The organism is Neobacillus terrae, from assembly GCF_011393025.1.
Lineage (GTDB): Bacteria > Bacillota > Bacilli > Bacillales > Cytobacillaceae > Neobacillus_A > Neobacillus_A terrae.
Window position 1 is genome coordinate 60,230 of the sequence record NZ_JAAOEO010000003.1, and the last position, 20,892, is coordinate 81,121.

Consider the following 20,892-nt stretch of genomic DNA (forward strand, 5'->3'; position numbering starts at 1 on the left):
CATTTCACATTATTTTTTTACCCAGCCCATTCCCATGGCACCTTCGCCAAGGTGTGTACCGATAACTGCGCCAAAGTAACCAATTAAGAATTCGACATTTGGATACTCTGCCTGAAGTTCCTCCCGCCATTCAATTGCTTCCTGTTCACGATTGGCGTGTATGATAACTGCCTTGTACTCTTCCCCGCTCGCAGCATCTTCTCCAAGTAAATCTGCGATTCTTTTCATCGCTTTTTTACGTGTCCTGATTTTTTCAAAGGGAACAATTTTCTTATCTACAAAATGAAGAAGAGGTTTTACCTGCAACAGACTTCCGACAAAAGCCTGAGCACTCGACAGCCGTCCGCCCCTCTGCAAATTACTCAAGTCATCTACCATAAAATAAGCTCTGACTGATTGCTTCATTTCATCCAAACGGCGAATGATGCCCTCTGGTTCAACCCCTGCCTCAGATAATTCAGCAGCCTCCAACGCATAAAACCCCTGAACCATGCAGCTGATATCGGAATCGTAAGGATAGACCTTCACATTCTCCACCATGCCCGCAGCTGTAACAGCTCCCTGGTAGGTTCCGCTGATGCCGCTGGACAAATGAATGCTGATCACAGCATCATACTCCTCTCCCAGGCGTTCGAACAACTCGGCAAATTGACCTACAGGCGGCTGCGAAGTAGTAGGAAGCGGCCGATTTCTTACCTCCTCAAAAAATTCTATGGAACTTATATTTTCTTCTTCCTGATAAACTTCGTTTCCAAAAATCACATTCAAAGGGATCATATGTATGTTCCATTTATCGCGCAATTCTTTCGGAATGTATGCTGTACTATCCGTTACGATTGCCGTTTTCATAAAAGTGATACCTTCCTTGTCCTTTTTATCTACTATATGTAGTGATTTTATTCTATATGAAAAGGAATAAATTTGCATTAGTTTATACGAAACATAAGAAAAACCGGGCAAAAAACGCCCGGTCCTTTTTTGGCTAGAGAATATCCGATATTTTGTACTCTATGCCATGTACTCCTTTGTAATACTCTGGGTACATTTCCCCTCCGCATTTTTCACATGAAAACATAGGAGGAGTAGATGAATCTCCATCATCCATAAAATCAAAATCTCTCACTACACTTTAAGGGATCTCTTCCTTTTCATGACACGTTAAACAAACAAAGCTGACGCTCTGTTTCTTGGACTGGTTGAAGTTCTTCTTTTTCTTCCCTTTTTTGCGAACTTTTGATACCGGTGAGATCGTGAATCACCCTTTCTAAATATATTCTTGTGGTTTGGCACAAGGCTACCTTTATTTCTAGTTTTCCATTCTCAAGGCAGACTTCTCCCTTGTACTCATAGTAACACTGACACCTTGGACAAACGAGAGGATCTTTTTTTCCACTGGCTACAATTCTTTCACGCCACGTCTGACGACGTAGGGTTTTTTTCACTTTTACCATCCATCGTTTTTTTTGTTGCCAGGCAGATAACACCTTTTTACTTTGATTCTTTGATCTTCTGGAATACATACCATAGTGACGAATTGTTTTAAATTGTTCATCCGGTATATGACGAATTAAACGTGAAATAAATTCTTCCACGCTTACTGTCTCCATCTTTTCTTTTCCATCTGTTTTATCTTTATATTTAAATATCACGTTTTGGCCATCATATGCCTCGATCCGATTGATCCCAATCGCAGGTCGACGAATATAACGACCAATGTAACGAAGTTGCTCTTTTAGGTTCCCTTTCTGTTTTGGGGCATGCACATAGAAGCCTTCCCCATTATTAGTGAAAGCCTTTTGCAGTCGTGCTTGAACTTGTTTCTTTTCTCTCGGCGACAATCCTTTACGGATGAATTTCAAAACAACGGTCTGCCATTGTTTACGAAGCATCGCAAACGGCAAAAAATCGTACTGTTTCCATTCCCCTTTCTTGGTTAAACCACCCATAGTCACCAGCATATGAACATGAGGATTAAAATTCACTCTTGAACCAAACGTATGGAGTCCGGCAATTATTCCCGGGGTCACCTTTGCTTTCTTTTGAAAGAAGTCTATTAATAATTTTGCAGCTGCGTCCATTAAATCTTTTAACAAATGTCGATGTAATAGAAATACATCTCTTAACCCCTCATCGATCGTAAAGATTACATGACGGTGATTTACCTGTAGAACATCCTCTGTTAATAAACGGCTCCATTCTTCACTTTCACCTACAGAGCACGTTGTACAAAAACGGCCTTTACACCGTTAAGGAACTTTCCGAACGTCATGGCAGCCTTCACAAACAAAGAGCTTAAAACCTTTTTTGGGATTTCCGCAATCGCGAAATTTCTCTACTTCTTTTATGACGATAGGCCTGATTTTTCTTTTATATTTATTTTTGAATTTCTCCCAATGTTGATTTTCATCAAAGAAAATGCGTTTTAAAATATTGTTTTCCATACAAAAAAAAAAACACAGTATCAAGGACTGTGGTGGAAAAAAATTATATACTTTCTTATCTTTCAAAAAACCCCTCCGCACTAAGCGAAGGGGATCAAAATTATCTAACTTCCACCCAGCCGTTTTTAATGGCAACTACCACAGCCTGGGTACGGTCGTTTACATTCATTTTTTGAAGGATATTGCTTACATGGTTTTTAACTGTTTTTTCACTAATATAAAGTGCTTCACCAATTCCGCGGTTGCTTTTTCCGTCGGCAAGCATTTGCAGCACTTCACATTCACGGCGCGTCAACAAGTGAAGCGGACGGCGAATTTCAATACCACGAAGCCCTGATGAAACTGCCTCTTCACCACTGGCAAGTAAGCGGCGATATTCATTAACTAAATTATGAGTGACACGCGGGTGGAGATAAGATCCTCCATCAGCAACTACCTTAACTGCCTCAATAAGCGCGTCAGCATCCATTTCTTTCAGAAGATAGCCTCTTGCACCAGTTTGTAATGCATGCATTACATAGTTTTCATCATCATGAATGGAAAGAATAATTACTTTTGCATCTTGGTATTTTTCTGTAATCATTCCAGTTGCTTCTACACCATTGATTTGCGGCATATTGATGTCCATAATGACGACATCCGGCTGGTGTTCCTCTATTAAATCAAGCGCCTGGCTTCCGTCGTCACCTTCTGCCACAACCTGAAATGATTTTTCAAATTCTAGTATCCTTTTTACACCTTCACGAAATAATTGATGGTCATCTATAATGACAATTTTTGTAGCCAAAACCCTTCGCCTCCCTGTATCCTTCTAATCTTTATCTAATATCGGTATCTGGATCATGACAAGTGTGCCTGCACCCTTTTTGGAATCAATTGTAATTTGACCTTCCAATAAGTCAACGCGTTCTTTCATTCCAATTAAGCCAAAGGAATCGCTTCTTCTTTCATTCTTATCAAAACCTTTACCGTCATCTTTTACAGTGACAGTAATGGCTTCTTTACATATTTCGAGTTTCACCTGAATTTCCTTAGCCTCTGCGTGCTTCAATGCGTTTTGCACTGATTCCTGAATAAGTCTGAAAAGAGCCACCTCATATTTAGAAGGAAGACGCCGCTCCTGGCCAAGATTCTTAAAGGAAATCACTGTTTTCTTATGATATTCTTCGATCGTTTGTAAGTATTTTTTTAGTGTTGGGACAAGACCAAGATCATCCAAAGCCATCGGACGAAGATCGTAAATAATTCTTCTGACCTCATATAAAGAAGATCTGACCATTTGTTTAAAGCTACGGATTTCGCCGAGAGCTTCTTCTGGCCCTCTCTCCCGGTAAACCCGCTCAATCAAATCTGAGCGCATCATAACATTTGCGAGCATTTGAGCAGGTCCATCATGAATCTCGCGCGACAGACGCTTTCTCTCTTCCTCCTGCGCTTCAATTATCTTTAGGCCAAAGTCCTGCTTCATTTTGGCATCCTCGATTATCTCGCCCATTTGTCGTAAATCACTCATTAAATAATTCATGACAACTGATATTTGCGATACAAGATGTTCGGCTCTTTCAATCGTTTCATTAATACCCAGAAGTCTTCTTTCCAGATCATCCCGGCGGTCGCGCAGCTGTTTTTCGAGTTGACGATTCAGCGTCAAATCCATTTGCAACTTATGCGCCTTTTCATACGCGTCGCGAACTTCCGCTTCGGTGTAGTTTTTAAAATGCATGCTAACTTCCGAAAGACGCTTACGTGCAAAACGAGCCTGTGTGTCTAGATGGTCCCCCTCACTAATTGTCCTGGCGACCTGCAGCTTGACCTCTTTTAGCTCCTCTGAAATAGCTTCGAAATCCTGACGGCAATTCTCGCCAATCCTGAAAACTTCATCTTTACTGCTTCCAACTGTTTCGATCATTTTTTCTAAAATATGATCAAGAGCCTTTGTATCAAAATTCTTTAATGTCATCATGAGTCCTCCAACGGAAAAACCACTGGCTTTAACATATTTTATCGTTAATTACGGCATGTTACTATTCATATCCTGCCTAAAAACACCAAATTTCGAAAAAATCAATAAATAGTTGTATACTCATATTACTGTTTTATACCATTTAGCCTATATACACAATCGATAAACATTTACCAATCGTGCTAAAAGGACCAGGAAAGATTTTCTAATATTATTTCAAAAAATAAACTTCACGTGAGAAATTATCCATTTTATTATACCATGTTGTATATACGTCAATATTAAAAGTTTTTTACATTCGCTAAAATTTTCACCTTTTCGACATTTTAAAATAAGTGGATTAGACATGAAGGGAGAGACAAACGGATGCTAGCCTCTTACTATACTGTAAAAGAGTATGGAGAACATGAAATCATTATTGAAAAATCAAGATTCATTACACATGTTTCCAGGGCGGAAACAGAGGAACAAGCCCAGGAATTTATACAGACAATAAAAAAGAAGCATTCGAATGCGAATCATAATTGCTCTGCTTATTTAATCGGTGAAACTGATAACATCCAAAAGGCCAATGATGACGGAGAACCAAGCGGAACTGCAGGTGTTCCAATCCTAGAGGTATTGAAAAAAAAGCATCTTAAGGATACAGTTGTGGTAGTAACGAGATACTTTGGCGGAATAAAACTCGGGGCTGGCGGGCTTATCCGTGCCTATGGTAAGTCAGCATCTGAAGGAATTAATGCAACCGGCGTTGTGGAACGCAGGTTAATGTGCGTCATGCATGTAAAAGCAGATTACACCTGGCTTGGTAAGTTGGAGAATGAATTGAGGAATTCAATCTATCCGCTTAAAGATATTGAGTACCTGGACACCGTCCAACTCAATGTCTTTGTGGAAGATGAACAAACTGGTTCTTTTTCCGATTGGATAACAGAAATGACTAATGGACAAGGAGTAATAGAATCAGGCGAAGTACTCTACCTTGAAAAAAACGTAACACTTTAAGCCCGGCAACTGCCGGGCTTTATCTATTTTTATCCAGCCTCAGGATACGGATTATTTTTAGTAATGGTTTATAGTCTTTACCAACAAGATCAATTTTTTCAGCAAAAAGTTCGATCAGCAAAACTAAAGTTCCAATTAATAAAAACGAACCCTTAAAATTAAGCTGTGATAATGCAACTGCTGATATAGAAAAAAGTGCAGAAAGCCCATAGATAATTAACACAGTCTGGCGATGGGAATAGCCCAGGCGCAATATGCAATGGTGTAAATGAGATTTATCAGGCGTTGTAAGTGGTTGACTGTTAATCAGCCTTCTCACAATTGCAAAAATCGTATCGGAAATCGGCACACCAAGAATAATTACCGGCACTACAAAAGAAATAAAGGTAATATTTTTAAATCCGAGTAAGGATAACACAGATATTATATACCCTAAAAAAAGGGCCCCTGTATCACCCATAAAAATTCGGGCTGGGTGGAAATTAAAAACAAGAAATCCCAAGGTACTTGCTACTACGATTACACTTATAGTAAATACGAAGATGTTACCCTGCAAAAGTGCAATTCCTGCTATCGTTGACAAGGCAATAGAAGAAACACCTGCTGCCAGTCCATCCAACCCATCAATAAGGTTTATTGCATTTGTTATCCCTATAATCCAAATGATTGTAAAAGGAATACTTAAAAAGCCAAATTCGAAATGTCCGCCAAATGGCAAATTAATAAATACAACATGCAGACCCCCGATTAGAACAACAATCAGACTTGCTACAAGCTGACCGAGCAGCTTTAACTTAGCCGAAATTTGAAAAACATCATCTAATACACCAGTAATAATAATAATACTACTTCCTGCTAAAATAGGCATATAATACCAATTTTGTGGCTTTGTAAGCATTACTCCAACTACAAAGCTTACATATATCGCTAATCCCCCTAGCCTCGGCATCAGATGATGATGAACTTTTCTCTGGTTTGGTTTATCAGTCGCACCAATTTTGAAAGCAAGTTTTTTGATCATTGGTGTAATAAAAATGGATAACAAGAAACACACTACCAAGGTAAGAATGATCATATTATTCCTCCTTCGCATTATTTTGTCCCATTTAGCTTTTACAGAAACCTTCAAAAAACAGGGAAAAAATAGAACAGTTTCCAAGTTCAATCGTTGTTTCATTTTGATTTTCATTCGCATAAAATAAATAGAAAAAACTAAGATAAAATTATAAAAATAAATTAAATCACTTTTTTACATAATAAAAAGAACCCCAAAAATCCCCCGGGGTTCTAGTAAACTATTAATATCTGTCTTTTGCATTTGCAGGATTCAAGCCTTTTACAAAATTCAGCAATGGTCTATAATTCTCTCCGACTAGCCCAATTTTTTCGACAAAAATTTCGATTAAAATAAGCAGAGCGACAATAACAATCAGGGAACCTGATACAGTAGCCTGAGAGAAGATAAAGGCGGCAAGCCCAAACATCGCACTCATTGCGTAGATTAATAGCACTGTTTGTTTGTGTGAGAAACCTGCTTTCAAAAGGCAGTGGTGAAGATGTGATTTATCAGGTGCTGAAAGTGGCTTCTTATTTACCAGGCGCCGAATAATCGCAAAGAACGTATCGGAAAGAGGTACACCTAATATGATAACAGGAACCAGCAAAGATATAAATGTTACATTTTTATAACCAAGAAGGGCTAGCACACTTATCATAAAACCAAGGAATAAAGCCCCTGTATCACCCATAAAAATTTTGGCTGGGTGGAAGTTGTAAAGCAAGAATCCCAACGTGCTAGCTGCAAGGATTAAAGCCATTGCCAAAACATACATATTTCCCATCATTAGCGCCATCCCAGCTATAGTAAATAATGCAATTGTTGATACACCCGCTGCCAAGCCATCGAGTCCATCAATTAGGTTAATTGCATTGGTTACACCAACAATCCAAATCATAGTGATTGGGATGCTCATGATACCAAAATCAATACGGCCGCCAAATGGCAAATTAATAAATTCGATATTAATTTCTCCCATAAATACAACAATGAACGCGGCTGCTATTTGCCCAGCCAGTTTAACCTTAGGTGATATTTCCTTTACGTCATCAATTATCCCAGTCAAAATAATTATTAGACTCCCTAAGACAATTGGCATGTGGTATTCACTCAAAGGCTTTATCATAAAAATACCGATCAGAAAACTTATATATATAGCCAGGCCACCAAGTCTTGGCATTATTCTCTGATGTACTTTTCTTTTATTCGGTTTGTCAGTGGCACCAATTTTGAAAGCAAGTTTTTTTACTAATGGTGTCAGGAGTATTGCGGCAAAGAAACAAGTGACAAGGGTAATATAGAACATAGACGCCTCCATGATTATGTTTCCTGTCTGTTAACTCTCAGGATTTATATATTTTTGAAACATAAGATTAACATAGATTCATATGACAATAAACTACATCTTTATGGATTATAGCATACTATCTTATAGAATAAAACACTAAGAAAACATATTTGATGTCTCTAATGTGTCTGCCTTTGCAGTATAAATGATGAATCTTAACTTTCTATTAATTTGACGAAAAACCTCAATAAATGTTTCGCTTTCTTCTCAATTTTTATGGTGGTACTGACTTTATACCCGGTAGAAATCAATTTATACATAAGAATACAAACTTAACGATTTAGGTAGAATTTACCAACATTGGTTTAAGGAACCTCATAAACATGTGTCAAAATAAAAAGCCATCGAGATGTATTCTCGACAGCTTTTCTTAATTAGCGTTTTGACTCTTCCAGATACGCAGCAAGTGCCTCTTTCCAGTCACGCAGAGGCGTAAAGCCTTGCTCTGTAATTTTCTTCTTACTAAGGACTGAATACTTAGGTCTTGCAGCGGGTCTTGGGAATTTGTCGGATGTTAAAGGATTCACTTTAACATCCAAACCTGCCTGTTTAAAAATTTCAACAGCAAACTCATACCATGAACAAATTCCTTCGTTAGAAGCATGATAAACTCCATAATTCTCGGATTCAATTAATTCAACAATAAATGCCGCAAGGTCTACCGTATAGGTAGGAGAGCCAACCTGATCATGGACAACCCCTACCTCGCCACGTTCTTCTCCAAGGCGAAGCATTGTTTTAACGAAGTTATTTCCATAAATGCCATATACCCAGGCAGTACGGACGATAAAGAACTCATCAAGATTCTTTTTAAGCAGTTCCTCGCCAGCCAATTTTGTGCGGCCATAGGCTCCTAGAGGGCTTGTTGGATGATCCACTTCATACGGCTCTTTCGCATTGCCGTCAAACACATAATCCGTACTTACGTATAAAAGCTTGGCACCTACTTTTTTGGCTGCTTTAGCTAAGTATTCCGTTCCAAGTGCATTTACCTTATAAGCATTGTCCTCGTCTTCCTCAGCCTTGTCGACATTAGTATAAGCTGCACAATGAAGGATGGCATCAGGACGAACATCTTCAATAAAAGCAATAGCTGCTTCTTCATTTGTAATATCGAGCTGTTCACGCCCCGCTCCAATTCCTTCATGACCTTTTCTTTCAAGTTCCTTAAGTACATCCTGGCCCAATTGTCCGGCAGCACCTGTTACGACAACCTTCATTATTCTACCTCTTTCAGTCTGGAACCGTACTGTTTCTTGAAGTAATCCTGATAATCACCGGAAATAATATTTTTCCACCAATCCTGATTTTCCAAGTACCAATTGATTGTCTGTTCGATACCCGTTTCAAAATTGTATTTAGGTTTCCAACCAAGCTCTTCACGAAGCTTCGTTGCATCAATAGCATAACGGCGGTCATGGCCTGGACGGTCTGTTACGTATTTAATAAGAGATTCCGGCTTACCAAGTTGTTTAAGGATTGTTTTAACTATATCAATGTTAGTACGCTCATTGTTTCCGCCAACGTTGTAAACTTCACCATCACGGCCTTTGTGTAAAACAAGGTCAATTGCCTGGCAATGGTCTTCAACATGGAGCCAGTCACGAACGTTTAAGCCATCGCCATACACTGGGAGCTCTTTATCATTCAAAGCGTTAATGATCATTAACGGAATCAACTTCTCTGGGAAATGATAAGGGCCATAATTATTTGAACAGCGAGTAATATTAACCGGCAGTCCAAAAGTTTCATTATAAGCACGGACAAGAAGGTCTCCACCTGCTTTACTTGCACTGTACGGGCTGTTTGGAGCCAGTGGTGTTTCTTCAGTAAAATAACCAGTTTCCCCCAGTGTTCCATAAACTTCGTCAGTTGAAACCTGAAGGTATTTTTTAACGTTAATGTTTTTTGCTGCGTCTAGAAGTACCTGGGTTCCAAGAACATTGGTACGGACGAAAACATCCGGATTTGTAATGCTTCTGTCAACATGGGACTCGGCAGCGAAGTTGATGACATAATCAAATTTTTCAGTTTCAAATAAATTGCTAATGAAATCGCGATCAGCAAGATCGCCTTTCACAAAACGGTAATTAGGCTGGTCCTCGATGTCCTTTAAGTTCTCAAGGTTACCGGCGTAGGTCAGCAAATCAAGATTGACTACTTCATATTGCGAATACTTATTAACCATATAGCGAACGAAGTTGCTTCCGATAAAACCTGCTCCGCCCGTTACTAATAATTTTGTGTCCATAATTTCCTCCTATTTTTCAAAAACAAAATTTAGGTGAGTTGCTTCGGTAAGAGTTGGATTCTTTGTATCCTTTTCAGAAAGAACTGGGCTATCGGTTGGCCATTCTATGCCCAGGTCTGGGTCATTCCAAAGAATACCTCCATCGTGTTCTGGAGAATAATATTCATCAACTTTATAAGCAACAGTGCTGTCAGGCACTAATGTACAAAAACCGTGTGCAAAACCCTTTGGAACTAAAAGCTGGCGCTTGTTATACTCACTCAAAATAACGCCAACCCACTGTCCGTATGTAGGTGAACCTTGGCGGATATCAACCGCTACGTCATAAATAGCTCCTGTTATACAGCGGACAAGTTTAGTCTGAGCTTTAGGATTTAGTTGAAAATGGAGCCCACGCAAGGTTCCTACAGCTGCAGACAAGGACTGATTATCCTGTACAAAATCATATTTAAGACCCAGTGAATCAAATAATTCCTTATTATAGCTTTCCATAAAATAGCCGCGATGGTCCCCAAAGGACTTAGGCTCTAGAATTTTTACTCCCGGCAGCTTAGTATCCGTTACTTTCATGCTTCTAACCTCACTTAAAGATTATTTTCCCTGACTTGCTATTTTCACCAAGTATTGACCGTACTGGTTTTTCATTAAAGGCTTAGCAAGCTCAAGAAGCTTTTCTTTTGAGATATAACCCATTTTATAAGCAATTTCCTCAAGACAGGCAATCTTAAGAGATTGTCTTTTTTCTACTGTTTCAATAAACTGTGAAGCTTCGAGCAAGGAGGCATGTGTACCGGTATCCAGCCACGCATAGCCGCGTCCAAGCAGTTCAACGTTTAGTTCGCCTGATTCCAGGTATGCTTTATTCACATCTGTAATTTCTAATTCTCCACGCGAAGATGGTTTAATGTTTTTGGCAATTTCCACAACGCGATTGTCATAAAAATATAAACCAGTAACGGCGTAATTTGATTTTGGATCCACAGGCTTTTCTTCTATAGAAACTGCTCTTCCGTTTTCATCAAATTCAACAACGCCAAAACGCTCAGGATCATTTACATAATAACCAAACACAGATGCACCGGTTTCACGTGCAGCAGCCCTTCTCAATAAATCTGTCAAGCCATGTCCATAGAAGATGTTGTCTCCTAGGACTAGTGCAACGTTATCATCTCCGATAAATTCTTCACCGAGAATGAAAGCCTGCGCAAGGCCTCCAGGATCTGGCTGGACTTTATAAGAAAAGTTTATTCCCAGATCCGATCCATCTCCTAAGATTTGTTCAAAACGGCCAATGTCTTCAGGTGTAGATATAATCAAAATGTCTTTTATACCCGCTAGCATTAAAACAGATAATGGATAATAAATCATTGGTTTATCATAGACCGGTAATAACTGTTTTGAAACAACTTTAGTTAGGGGATATAGTCTAGTACCGCTTCCTCCAGCAAGGATTATTCCTTTCACAAATCCCACTCCTTTTACAAATCAATATTTAGTTAGTATAGCAAAAATTTTATACACTTCGATTCCCTATTATAGAGGTAAATACTTAAAAAGAAAATCGAAGTCAAAGCTTATATAGTTTTTCCTTATAAAAAATACCACAAAGGAGAATGATCAAACAACTAACAGTTACCCTTTGGCTGAGTGCAGCAGCGCACTTAGTGTGCCAATCCGTCCCTTTAGCTGTTGGGCCAGTGACCTTTTTTTCATTCCGGTTACATTTCCTCCGTGTCTCACATACTTCATTAATGGCTCTTCAACAAAAGCGATTTTCTTCTTCCTATAAATACATACAAGCGCTATCCATTGATCATGCATCTCAATGGTTTCCGGGAAGGGAAGAATAGCGGGAAGCAATTCTCTTTTAAAAGCCATCATGCAGCCAGTGAAGGCATTTTTCAATATATTCCCCGGAATTCCCTGCCTGATGTTGTTTCTATTAAAGTGGTTCCATGAAGGATCGACTACCTGTAAATCCCCATCAACCACTGATGCGTCATGGACCACCAAATCTGCTTCCTTTTCTATGAAAGCCTTCTTTACCCGCTCCACTTTTATATCTTCCCAGACATCGTCCTGGTCACAAAGAAATATAATATCCCCTTTTGCTAAAGAAATTGCTTTTTCAAAACTTTTTATAACACCTAAGTTTTGCATATTAATATGGACTTCTACTTTATTTCCATATGTCTCCTTAATTAATTCAGGAGTTCCATCCCCAGAACCATCATCTACTACGATAACTTGATCATCCTTATCTAACTGTTTTAAAACGGAGTCAAGTTGGCGGCGAATAAAATGGCTTCCGTTATAAGTGGCCATACAAACTGATAACCTCATTATAAAAATCCTTTCTATTTTGAAAAAAGCTTACTGAGTGTGTAGAAAGCAATTCGTTTATCTTTTACGGTTAGAACTTGTTTAGCAAATCGGAAAGCTAGGTTTCTTTTAAATAATTGATACATGCTTTTTTTATAATTACGATAGAATCTTAATTCTGAATCCAATATACTTTTGTAACGTTGGAATGATACCCTTTTATAATCCATTACTGACAGCTCATGATCTAACGAAACGTTTAAAAGCCTTACTTTAAAGCCCTGTTGGTAAATTACATGAAAAAGCCAATGATCCAAGAAATCAAGTTGGAACTCTTCATTAAATCCACCTATTCTGTTTAAAAAACTCACTGAAATAAGCGCCCCGGAGTTAATTGCCATGACAGGCTTATCCTGAATTCCTTCATTTGGCTTATCCCCTTTTATTAATCGGATCCCGTCTGAGTAAACGGGGGATATCATAATATCTTCACTATAAATCTTCGGAACAACGGCTGCTATGTCTTTATTAATATCATTTAAATTACTAACATGGTTAATGACGTGGTTAAAATAATCATTGGTAATAACAGTATCATGGTCCAGAAGGAGAAGCCATTCACTGCCATTTTCATTTGCAGCTGATAAGGCAAAATTATACGCTGCCGCTATTCCAAGATTCCGCTCATCATGAATATACCTTATATCCATTTTGTATCTATTACCATCAAAAGCCTGAATTTCAGGACTGTTATCATAGATGATGAATTGAAAATCATCATTATATTTTTCCGTCGACAGCACAGTAGTTTTTAAACTATTAAATGTCTTACTTTCTTCTATCTTTTGCTTGTACAATACCATTACAACTGTTGTTTTCATAAATAAGTTATCCCTCAATTAGACTGGAGTCTTTTCTTCTTTGAGAAAGGATTAATAAAACAAGAAAAAAGCTGATTCCGATTGGATTGTTAATAAACGGATTAATATTTGTAAGTAATAACACTCCCATAAAAGCTGCCATAAGGGAAATTTCCAGGTGGTCAACTTTTTTATCCCTTTTATAGGCTATATAATAATTGTAGAAAACTATCATGAATAAGAATACCCATATTCCCAATCCAATAAGTCCCTGTTCAACTAAAATGTCCAAGAAACTCATTTCAATACCATCGATTCTTCCTGCGATTTCAGTCCCATACCCGCTTCCCACTACAAAATTCTGTGGACTTTTCAACAATATATCTTTCGAACCAACGATAAACTTTACCCGCTCATTCACACTTACATCGTTAACTTCTTTTTTTACTTTAGCTTCTTGTTGGTTGGTCGGATCTCCTTGACCCGCAGGCTGCTGTACTACAACTTCCTCCTGAAATCTTTCAAGTGTCATATATTTAAATAAAAATGGTACAGCAATTAAAATGACTAAAAGGATCGCGGCTTTCTTTAAATATTTCTTAGAATGAATAATACGATTAAATTTATTAGAAATTCCTTTTACTGAGTCTGAAATGACTTTCCCATCTAAAAGGATAATCATAAGCATACTTAACATAAATGCCAGTAAAAAACCCCTGGTTTCCGACCAAAGAACTGAGATAGAACCAAATATAACAAGAAGCACATCAAGCTTTGAAAACTTTTTATTTAAAACGTCATTCAAAGAAATAATCAGCCCAATTAACACAAATAAATGACTCTTATAAAAGACACTATTACTTGGCCTGAAAAATAAATCGTGATTCATGACTTTGTTCATAAAATGGTAAAACGGCTCAAAATTAGAACTAAAAATTGTTTTCCCGAGCAAACTCACCACAATGGTAAAGATCGCTACAGCGAGGGCACTGTATTTCAATATTTTTATAATACGAGTTTTGGAAAATCTTTCATCAGCGATGTAATAAGCTAAAGGGAAATAAACCAGGAAAAATGACACTCTAAAAAAATCAGTTGCAATGACTGAAATTGCGTGCCCATTGATTAAACCAATAATTGCGCTTATAACAAACCAAAACAATAAAATGTAAATTCCTATGGTTACAGGTGTAAATCTTATAAAGGTATTTATATTTTTATCTAAATAGGATTTATGTTTTATTATTCGCCACACAAGTGCTAATATAAGTCCCAAAAATAGTACCTGACGAATTGATAATATCCCGAAATCAATTAGCCTTCCTCCACCACCCACAAAAAGTTCAACCAGAAAAACTGTCATCAATATTCTTTCGAATTTATTCACAAAATAAGCCCCTCTCCCTAATTCTCTTTGATATAAATAGATTTAAAAACCACAGGTCAATACCAAATCAATAAAGCTTCCAACCCCATTTATCAAAAAATTTATACAAAGACTGCACAAAAATTTTAAATAGCTTGGAATTCTTATGCGCACCACGTTCATAATAATGGACAACCTTTGCATATGGAGTATATACTACTTTTTTTCTTCTTTTATTAAATTCAAGGCACAAGTCAGTATCCTCGAAATACATAAAATACCGCTCATCAAATCCATTTACTTCCTTAAAATCCTCTCCACGTAAAAGCATAAAACATCCTGATCCCATTTTCACATCAACATCTCTGTCATCTGGAAGTTCCCTACATTCATAGGAAGTTAGACGTTTATCAAACAATTTTTTAATAAATTGAAAAGGAATAAAACGCAACGCATAATCAAAAACTGTAACCCTATTCCGAATTAAATGCTGTGTAGTTCCATCAAAGTTTAATACCTTTGGCAAAAGTAAAGAAATACTCTTATCGTTTTCCATTTTATCTAACATCCCTAATAGAGTTTCTCTTTCTAACATGATATCTGGATTGAACACAAGAAAATACTCTTCAGAAGCGTTAAGAAGGTTATAATTATGGCCAAAACCAAAACCGTTATTTTCAGGATAAAATGTTATGTCGGCGAAATCCTCATATTCCTTTAAATGTTTTTTATAGTCTTCATTTGAATTATTATCAAAAATAACAAAGCGAAAATTCGGAAGTCCTGCAAATTGCTTTTTTAAATTATCTAGAACATCGAAAATATGTTTACTATTATAAGTCACGATACTGATTGCTACGGTCGCTCTAGTCAAATTCCACACACACTTTCCGTTTAATTGTTTAAGGTATAGGACCTTTTCTAGTATTATTTACATTGAATCACTAAATGGGAGAAATTATTCAAAAAAATTTTATTAAGGGATTAATATTCGTAGGATTTCCCATGTCCGACATAAAATTCGTTTTTTATCAACGTAATTTTACCCCTTTTTACGAAGATTAATTATATCATTTTTTTAAGTGTCTTATAAGCCATATATATGTCGAATGCTGTATAATTTGTTTCCAATTTATCGTTTTTGGTTGATATTATTACTGTTCACCATTATAATTTTTGATATCTGCTGAAAGAAATTTCAGCATAATTACCTTAAAAAAGGAGTTCTTTGATTGAATACTAGATTAAGTAGGAAAGGAAAAAGAAAGAGAAAACTTAGAGTTTTTCGGGTCTTCTTTCTTGCATTATTCATAGCAATTATTGGTGCTGGAATCTACTTTTATAATATATATTCGGATGTTGCTGGTGCTGTAAATAAAATGAATAATTCTTTTGATCTCAAGGTGTCAAAAAAACGCAGTGAAAAAGTTGAATTTCATCGAAAGGATCCTATCTCTATTCTTCTTGTTGGTGTTGATGAAAGAAAGGGCGACTCAGGGAGAACGGATTCAATGATTATCGCCACGATTAATCCGGAAACTAAATCAACTAAACTACTAAGCATCCCACGTGACACACGGACCAAACTTGTTAACAATAGTAATTCTAAAAAAGATCGAATCAGTAAAATAAATGCTGCCTATGCATACGGCGGCATAGAAGAGACAATTGACACTGTAGAAAACTTCTTGAATATTCCTATTGATTATTATGCTCAAATAAATATGGAAGGGTTCAAGGATATAGTAAACGCAGTTGGCGGTATTGATGTAAACAATAAATATAAATTTGAACTGGATGGTGTAACCCTAAAACCGGGAGAACAGCATTTAAACGGTGAAAAGGCCTTGCAATATGCTCGTATGAGACATCAGGATCCTCTAGGCGACTTCGGCCGCCAGGAAAGACAAAAAGAGGTTATCATAAAAGTTGTCGACAAAGGAAAGAAATTTAATTCTTTAGTACACTACAAAAAAATATTAAATGCTCTTGAAGATAATATCAAAACGAATCTAAGTCTTGATGACATGATAGGAATTCAATCGAATTATAAAGTTGCAGCCAACAACATTGAAAAAATGGAAGTCAAGGGTGAAGGAGAATCAATTCCTGACGATGGCTGGTATTATATAGTTACTAATGAAACCAGACAAGAATTATCTGATAAACTCCGAAAGCATTTAGGTTTACCAGAGGAAAAAGTATCTCCGATTTATACAGGTGAATAAGCTAAAAAGCTTGCAGATATCTAAAACCTTTTAGATAAGTCTGCAGGCTTTTTTTCTTATGAATAAATTGATTATCAACTTAAAAAGATGTTTCACAGACTAAAAAACTCGCAAAAAAAAGACCATTTCAAAATTAGACTGAAATGGTTTAAGAAATACGCTAATTAAACTGTTGTGGCTGCACTCAGAAAGGATTATTGGTGTTCTTCGAGTTTATTTGCCATAAAATTAATTAGACTTTCTCTAAGATCTTCTCTCTCAAGAGCAAATTCGATAGTTGTTTCAATAAATCCCAGCTTTTCACCAACATCATATCTTTTACCCTCAAATTCATATGCAAATACTCTTTGAATTTGATTAAGTTTCTGTATGGCATCGGTTAATTGTATTTCTCCGCCTGCGCCAATTTCCTGATTTTCTAAAAACATAAAGATCTCCGGAGTGAAAACATATCTTCCTATAATAGCTAAATCAGAAGGAGCAGTTCCCAGTTTAGGCTTTTCTACAAAGTTCCTAACTTGAAAAGAACGGCCTTCCTGACCAATCGGATCGATGATACCATACCTGTCTGTTTCTTCACTAGGTACTCTCTTCACCCCAATAACTGATGCATGTGTCCGTTCAAACTCATCAGTTAATTGTTTTAGGCATGGTGTTTCAGCTCTAACGATATCATCTCCCAAAAGAACCGCAAAAGGTTCATTTCCAATGAAGTTTCTTGCACACCAAACTGCATGTCCAAGTCCCTTTGGCTCTTTTTGACGAATATAGTGGATATCCACCATGTTAGAAATCTTTCGGACTTTTTCCAACAATTCATATTTCTCTTTATCAAGAAGATTTTGCTCTAACTCAAAAGCATGGTCAAAGTGGTCTTCTATTGCTCGCTTGCCTTTTCCCGTCACTATTATAATATCCTCAATGCCTGATTCTATGGCCTCTTCTACTATATATTGAATAGTTGGTTTATCTACTATTGGAAGCATTTCTTTTGGCATCGCTTTTGTAGCAGGAAGGAAACGTGTACCCAGTCCAGCTGCAGGAATAATAGCCTTTTTTACTTTTTTCACATCATATCTTCCTTTCAAAACTATTTGTAACCCGGCAAAAAATTTATTCTGTTCCAATTAAGTCGCCTCATTGGTGCTTAAATTAATTAAGTTAATGTATTTACCTACTCATAACCATTATAGCTATTAAATTAAAGCAATTAAAATACGTAGTATTTTTAATGTTATAATTTCAGTACTTTTTTCAGCTTCTTTTTGATTAAGATAAATTTAAATTCTTTTTGGAGTTGTTTATAGAGAGATGGAGAGTGTTTTTGCGTCCATTTATAAACATATTCAAAATCTTCCTTTTTCTTAGCCGAGTTATAAAAAAAGTAAGATACTGTAGTATAAACATTGTACGTAAACCATTCATCCATATCTTTTGTATTGAAACCGTATTGTTCAACCGCCATCTTTTTCAACGTTAATTTCTCATCTAGATTTTCTACTAAGAATTCCTTACTTAGGTGGAAAGTTATATTATTACCATGAATTCTATAAACCCCAACTATGCTATCAAGAAAGCCCGCATTTCCTATTAACAAAGCGCGTAAATAAATGGAGGCATCATTAACCATTTTCATGTTTAATATACCCATTTCGATTAGCGAACTCCTTTTAAAGATTGTGGTCAATGTTGAAACAGGCTTTGGAAAATCCTGCTTTTCAAAGTTCAATAAATACTCGTACTTATTAGTAATTTCCTTAAGTCCCAATTTAGATATCTTTAACTGCTCTTTGCTGGAGTACTCCAGAAATACATTTGCCGCTACAAAAGAAATATCTGGATGTTGGATATGAAAATCAACTGCTTTTGTTAAGTAATTCATATCCACTAAATAATCATCGTCATCTAAAAATAAAGTATATTCCCCATCAGCAAATGATTCAAATGCTTCCCGACGATTATTTCCGGGCCCGCAATTCTTTTCTTTTCTAATATAAATTACACGTGACTCTTTTTCGAATTTTTCTTTCATTAGTTCATCTGTACCATCTGATGAATTATCATCTATAACGATAATTTCTTTATTTGGATAATTTTGTTCCAATATACTGTTTATCGCTTGATAGAGATAATCTTTTCTATTATATGTAGTAATTATTATACTGATTTTTGGATATGAATTAACAAAAGTTACATGTTTTTCAGCATCTTCTCTTAAATTACTTATTACTTCTTCAACTTCAATAGAGGAAAAACCAAATTGCTTTTTCAGAAAGAAACTAAGTACCTTTTCCGAGGTATTTCCTTCGATAATTTCAAAAGCAAGCTTCAATAAAGTTTCTAAATTTTCTTTTTCATTTTGATTATGGCTATTTTTAAGAATTCCCTTCACTAATTCCTTAAGATCACCATACTCGATTGTTTGTCTCTGTTGGCCTTTTTTATATTCAATTATAGAATTTAAAAGTGCATAACATTTACTATTTTTAAAACTCTCATTCTTACTCATTAACAATCCTCCTACTGATTTTGTAATTTCTTTTTGCTTCTATTTAAACGAGCTTTGAGATGTTCTTTAGCATAATGGTAGACTTTCTGTTCCATTAGAGAACCTGCAGTGAAATAAATCAGGAAAGTCATGACGGTTAAGAAAAAGGCAACACCAAAAACTGTTATATAGGATCCTGGATTTATATTAATAAATTCTGAAGTAAAAATAATAATAATAAAAACACAGGTATATACTAGCCATCTTTTTACGGTCTTTAATGGGCTGCGCCCTATTATATTTTTATTTGAATAGATAATAATATCAGTTGAACGGTACAACACTGCAAATAATGTACCAAGAAGCACCCCATAAATCCCCAATAATTTCACAAAGATTAAAGAAAACACAAGGTTAATCGCGGACTCTAAAATAGAACGATACTGTGTCTTTTTAAAGTGTCCAGCTATATTAATTGCATTATTCCCCGCGGATCGAGGATAAATTAATAATTTAATCGAAACAAATAATATTGGCAGCCATTTATCAATGTAATTAATATCATCAATACCAGCTGTATATATTTTCATGAATGGAAGAACCAAGAGATAGGTAACGGTAAATAAAGAAAAGGCAAATGCCATAAAATATACTTCATAAGCATCATATAATTTCAAAAACTTCTCTTTGCTATCATGAAAACTCTGTCCAAGAACAAATGTAATACTGCTGCTAACAGTATTAATTATGTTATCTATTATACTAAACAGCATATTATACATAACATATACGCTTACTACCTTTAAGTTTGTGAAAACAGTAAGGATAAGAACATCTGTATTGCTAAATATTAAAGAAGAAAATTGATGTACTAATGCAGAGTTTTTCTGAGATATTGATTTGAAATTAGGCTTTACCGAAAGGTCTAGCCATTTATAGTGCCTGTTCATATAAATTTGAAAAATAATAATTTGAACTAATGACAAAATAAAAAAAGAAGCTTGAACAATAATTAAGTTATATCCGAGCATTAACAACGCAATTTTTGCACCATTGCTTAATATATTTATTAGGGTGAGGATTGAGTTAACTACATAGCTTTTTCCCTCAGCAGTAAGAAGGATTCTATATTTACCTTGAAAGTAAAAGTTAAACGCTCCACCCAACCCAGTGAATAAAACTACCAGTATCATCGTTGTTTTATCTATATTTGAATTTACTACAAGCGGATATATTAATGACAATACTACAACTGCAATAAAATAGATTATTCCTGTTTTTTTATAGTAGCGTGAGGTTGCCGCAATAATCTCATTTACTTCTTTTTTATCATCACTTGCTACGGGCTTATACAACGCCTGTAGCGAAGCTGCTCCTACGCCTGCCTCCAAAAGAGATAAGTATACAATCATCTGGCTAGTTGAAGTCATTAACCCGTTTGCTTCCGAACCAAATTTCAACATTAATAGCCTTGGTATAAATATCCCAAGGCCAATTGTAACTAACTGACTTCCTATTCCAATTAATATGTTTAGAAAACTTCGTTTTGCATTCATGGTTTAC

18 protein-coding genes and 1 pseudogene are annotated in these 20,892 nt (G+C 36.2%); 2 read left to right on the forward strand and 17 right to left on the reverse strand.

What is annotated here, in order from left to right:
* Positions 1-9 precede the first annotated feature (9 nt).
* From G8761_RS04985 to G8761_RS05005, 4 genes and pseudogenes are all read right to left on the reverse strand, one after another.
* Positions 10-849 (reverse strand): DegV family protein, encoded by an 840-nt coding sequence (locus tag G8761_RS04985; RefSeq protein ID WP_166024297.1) that lies wholly within the window; start codon positions 847-849, stop codon positions 10-12.
* A gap of 299 nt (positions 850-1,148) precedes the next feature.
* A pseudogene (locus G8761_RS04995) lies at positions 1,149-2,441 on the reverse strand (IS91 family transposase).
* A gap of 100 nt (positions 2,442-2,541) precedes the next feature.
* Positions 2,542-3,228 (reverse strand): response regulator, encoded by a 687-nt coding sequence (locus G8761_RS05000; protein WP_166024299.1) that lies wholly within the window; start codon positions 3,226-3,228, stop codon positions 2,542-2,544.
* 24 nt (positions 3,229-3,252) lie between these two features.
* The gene (locus G8761_RS05005) at positions 3,253-4,401 is read right to left on the reverse strand and encodes a sensor histidine kinase (RefSeq protein ID WP_166024301.1); all 1,149 of its coding nucleotides are present in this window, start codon (positions 4,399-4,401) and stop codon (positions 3,253-3,255) included.
* A 369-nt stretch (positions 4,402-4,770) separates the two neighbouring features.
* Between G8761_RS05005 and G8761_RS05010 the strand changes: the two genes are divergently transcribed.
* Entirely contained in the window at positions 4,771-5,409 is a 639-nt protein-coding gene (locus G8761_RS05010) for a YigZ family protein (RefSeq protein ID WP_166024303.1), read from the forward strand.
* A gap of 19 nt (positions 5,410-5,428) precedes the next feature.
* On the opposite strand, the gene G8761_RS05015 is transcribed toward G8761_RS05010, so the two are convergent.
* The 10 genes from G8761_RS05015 to G8761_RS05060 form a co-directional block, all read right to left on the reverse strand.
* Positions 5,429-6,484: a glycosyltransferase family 4 protein gene (locus tag G8761_RS05015; protein WP_166024305.1), complete on the reverse strand. Its 1,056-nt coding sequence runs from the start codon at positions 6,482-6,484 to the stop codon at positions 5,429-5,431.
* 223 nt (positions 6,485-6,707) lie between these two features.
* Positions 6,708-7,772 carry a glycosyltransferase family 4 protein gene (locus G8761_RS05020; RefSeq protein ID WP_166024307.1) on the reverse strand — a complete coding sequence of 355 codons (1,065 nt, stop codon included), beginning with the start codon at positions 7,770-7,772 and terminating at the stop codon, positions 6,708-6,710.
* A gap of 416 nt (positions 7,773-8,188) precedes the next feature.
* Positions 8,189-9,034, reverse strand: coding sequence for a dTDP-4-dehydrorhamnose reductase (gene rfbD, locus G8761_RS05025; RefSeq protein WP_166024309.1), 846 nt, complete (start codon positions 9,032-9,034; stop codon positions 8,189-8,191).
* A complete protein-coding gene (gene rfbB / locus G8761_RS05030; protein WP_166024311.1) occupies positions 9,034-10,065 on the reverse strand; it encodes a dTDP-glucose 4,6-dehydratase in 1,032 nt (343 codons plus the stop codon). Before rfbB ends, rfbD begins: the two co-directional genes overlap by 1 nt.
* 9 nt (positions 10,066-10,074) lie before the next feature.
* Positions 10,075-10,635 (reverse strand): dTDP-4-dehydrorhamnose 3,5-epimerase, encoded by a 561-nt coding sequence (gene rfbC, locus G8761_RS05035; protein WP_166024313.1) that lies wholly within the window; start codon positions 10,633-10,635, stop codon positions 10,075-10,077.
* A gap of 21 nt (positions 10,636-10,656) precedes the next feature.
* The gene (gene rfbA / locus G8761_RS05040) at positions 10,657-11,529 is read right to left on the reverse strand and encodes a glucose-1-phosphate thymidylyltransferase RfbA (protein WP_166024315.1); all 873 of its coding nucleotides are present in this window, start codon (positions 11,527-11,529) and stop codon (positions 10,657-10,659) included.
* A 168-nt stretch (positions 11,530-11,697) separates the two neighbouring features.
* Positions 11,698-12,408 (reverse strand): glycosyltransferase family 2 protein, encoded by a 711-nt coding sequence (locus G8761_RS05045; RefSeq protein WP_207789103.1) that lies wholly within the window; start codon positions 12,406-12,408, stop codon positions 11,698-11,700.
* A 14-nt stretch (positions 12,409-12,422) separates the two neighbouring features.
* Positions 12,423-13,268 (reverse strand): glycosyltransferase, encoded by an 846-nt coding sequence (locus G8761_RS05050; protein WP_166024317.1) that lies wholly within the window; start codon positions 13,266-13,268, stop codon positions 12,423-12,425.
* A 7-nt stretch (positions 13,269-13,275) separates the two neighbouring features.
* Positions 13,276-14,634: a hypothetical protein gene (locus tag G8761_RS05055; protein WP_166024319.1), complete on the reverse strand. Its 1,359-nt coding sequence runs from the start codon at positions 14,632-14,634 to the stop codon at positions 13,276-13,278.
* 67 nt (positions 14,635-14,701) lie between these two features.
* Positions 14,702-15,487 (reverse strand): glycosyltransferase family 2 protein, encoded by a 786-nt coding sequence (locus G8761_RS05060; protein ID WP_166024321.1) that lies wholly within the window; start codon positions 15,485-15,487, stop codon positions 14,702-14,704.
* Between the two features lie 358 nt (positions 15,488-15,845).
* Between G8761_RS05060 and G8761_RS05065 the strand changes: the two genes are divergently transcribed.
* Positions 15,846-16,841: an LCP family glycopolymer transferase gene (locus tag G8761_RS05065; protein ID WP_166024323.1), complete on the forward strand. Its 996-nt coding sequence runs from the start codon at positions 15,846-15,848 to the stop codon at positions 16,839-16,841.
* Between the two features lie 194 nt (positions 16,842-17,035).
* On the opposite strand, the gene galU is transcribed toward G8761_RS05065, so the two are convergent.
* The 3 genes from galU to G8761_RS05080 all read right to left on the reverse strand — a co-directional run bounded on the left by galU (position 17,036) and on the right by G8761_RS05080 (position 20,885).
* Positions 17,036-17,911 (reverse strand): UTP--glucose-1-phosphate uridylyltransferase GalU, encoded by an 876-nt coding sequence (gene galU / locus G8761_RS05070; RefSeq protein ID WP_166024848.1) that lies wholly within the window; start codon positions 17,909-17,911, stop codon positions 17,036-17,038.
* A gap of 164 nt (positions 17,912-18,075) precedes the next feature.
* Positions 18,076-19,350, reverse strand: coding sequence for a glycosyltransferase family 2 protein (locus G8761_RS05075; RefSeq protein WP_166024325.1), 1,275 nt, complete (start codon positions 19,348-19,350; stop codon positions 18,076-18,078).
* 11 nt (positions 19,351-19,361) lie between these two features.
* Positions 19,362-20,885, reverse strand: a complete 1,524-nt coding sequence (locus G8761_RS05080) for an MATE family efflux transporter (protein ID WP_166024327.1) — start codon at positions 20,883-20,885, stop codon at positions 19,362-19,364.
* Positions 20,886-20,892: the final 7 nt, after the last annotated feature.

Bases quoted from the DNA above. Each gene is read 5' to 3' on its own strand.
- G8761_RS04985 (WP_166024297.1), bottom strand. From the start codon at position 849: ATGAAAACGGCAATCGTAACGGATAGTACAGCATACATTCCGAAAGAA.
- G8761_RS05005 (WP_166024301.1), bottom strand. From the start codon at position 4,401: ATGACATTAAAGAATTTTGATACAAAGGCTCTTGATCATATTTTAGAA.
- G8761_RS05010 (WP_166024303.1), top strand. From the start codon at position 4,771: ATGCTAGCCTCTTACTATACTGTAAAAGAGTATGGAGAACATGAAATC.
- G8761_RS05015 (WP_166024305.1), bottom strand. From the start codon at position 6,484: ATGATCATTCTTACCTTGGTAGTGTGTTTCTTGTTATCCATTTTTATT.
- G8761_RS05020 (WP_166024307.1), bottom strand. From the start codon at position 7,772: ATGTTCTATATTACCCTTGTCACTTGTTTCTTTGCCGCAATACTCCTG.
- rfbD (WP_166024309.1), bottom strand. From the start codon at position 9,034: ATGAAGGTTGTCGTAACAGGTGCTGCCGGACAATTGGGCCAGGATGTA.
- rfbB (WP_166024311.1), bottom strand. From the start codon at position 10,065: ATGGACACAAAATTATTAGTAACGGGCGGAGCAGGTTTTATCGGAAGC.
- rfbC (WP_166024313.1), bottom strand. From the start codon at position 10,635: ATGAAAGTAACGGATACTAAGCTGCCGGGAGTAAAAATTCTAGAGCCT.
- G8761_RS05045 (WP_207789103.1), bottom strand. From the start codon at position 12,408: ATGAGGTTATCAGTTTGTATGGCCACTTATAACGGAAGCCATTTTATT.
- G8761_RS05050 (WP_166024317.1), bottom strand. From the start codon at position 13,268: ATGAAAACAACAGTTGTAATGGTATTGTACAAGCAAAAGATAGAAGAA.
- G8761_RS05075 (WP_166024325.1), bottom strand. From the start codon at position 19,350: ATGAGTAAGAATGAGAGTTTTAAAAATAGTAAATGTTATGCACTTTTA.
- G8761_RS05080 (WP_166024327.1), bottom strand. From the start codon at position 20,885: ATGAATGCAAAACGAAGTTTTCTAAACATATTAATTGGAATAGGAAGT.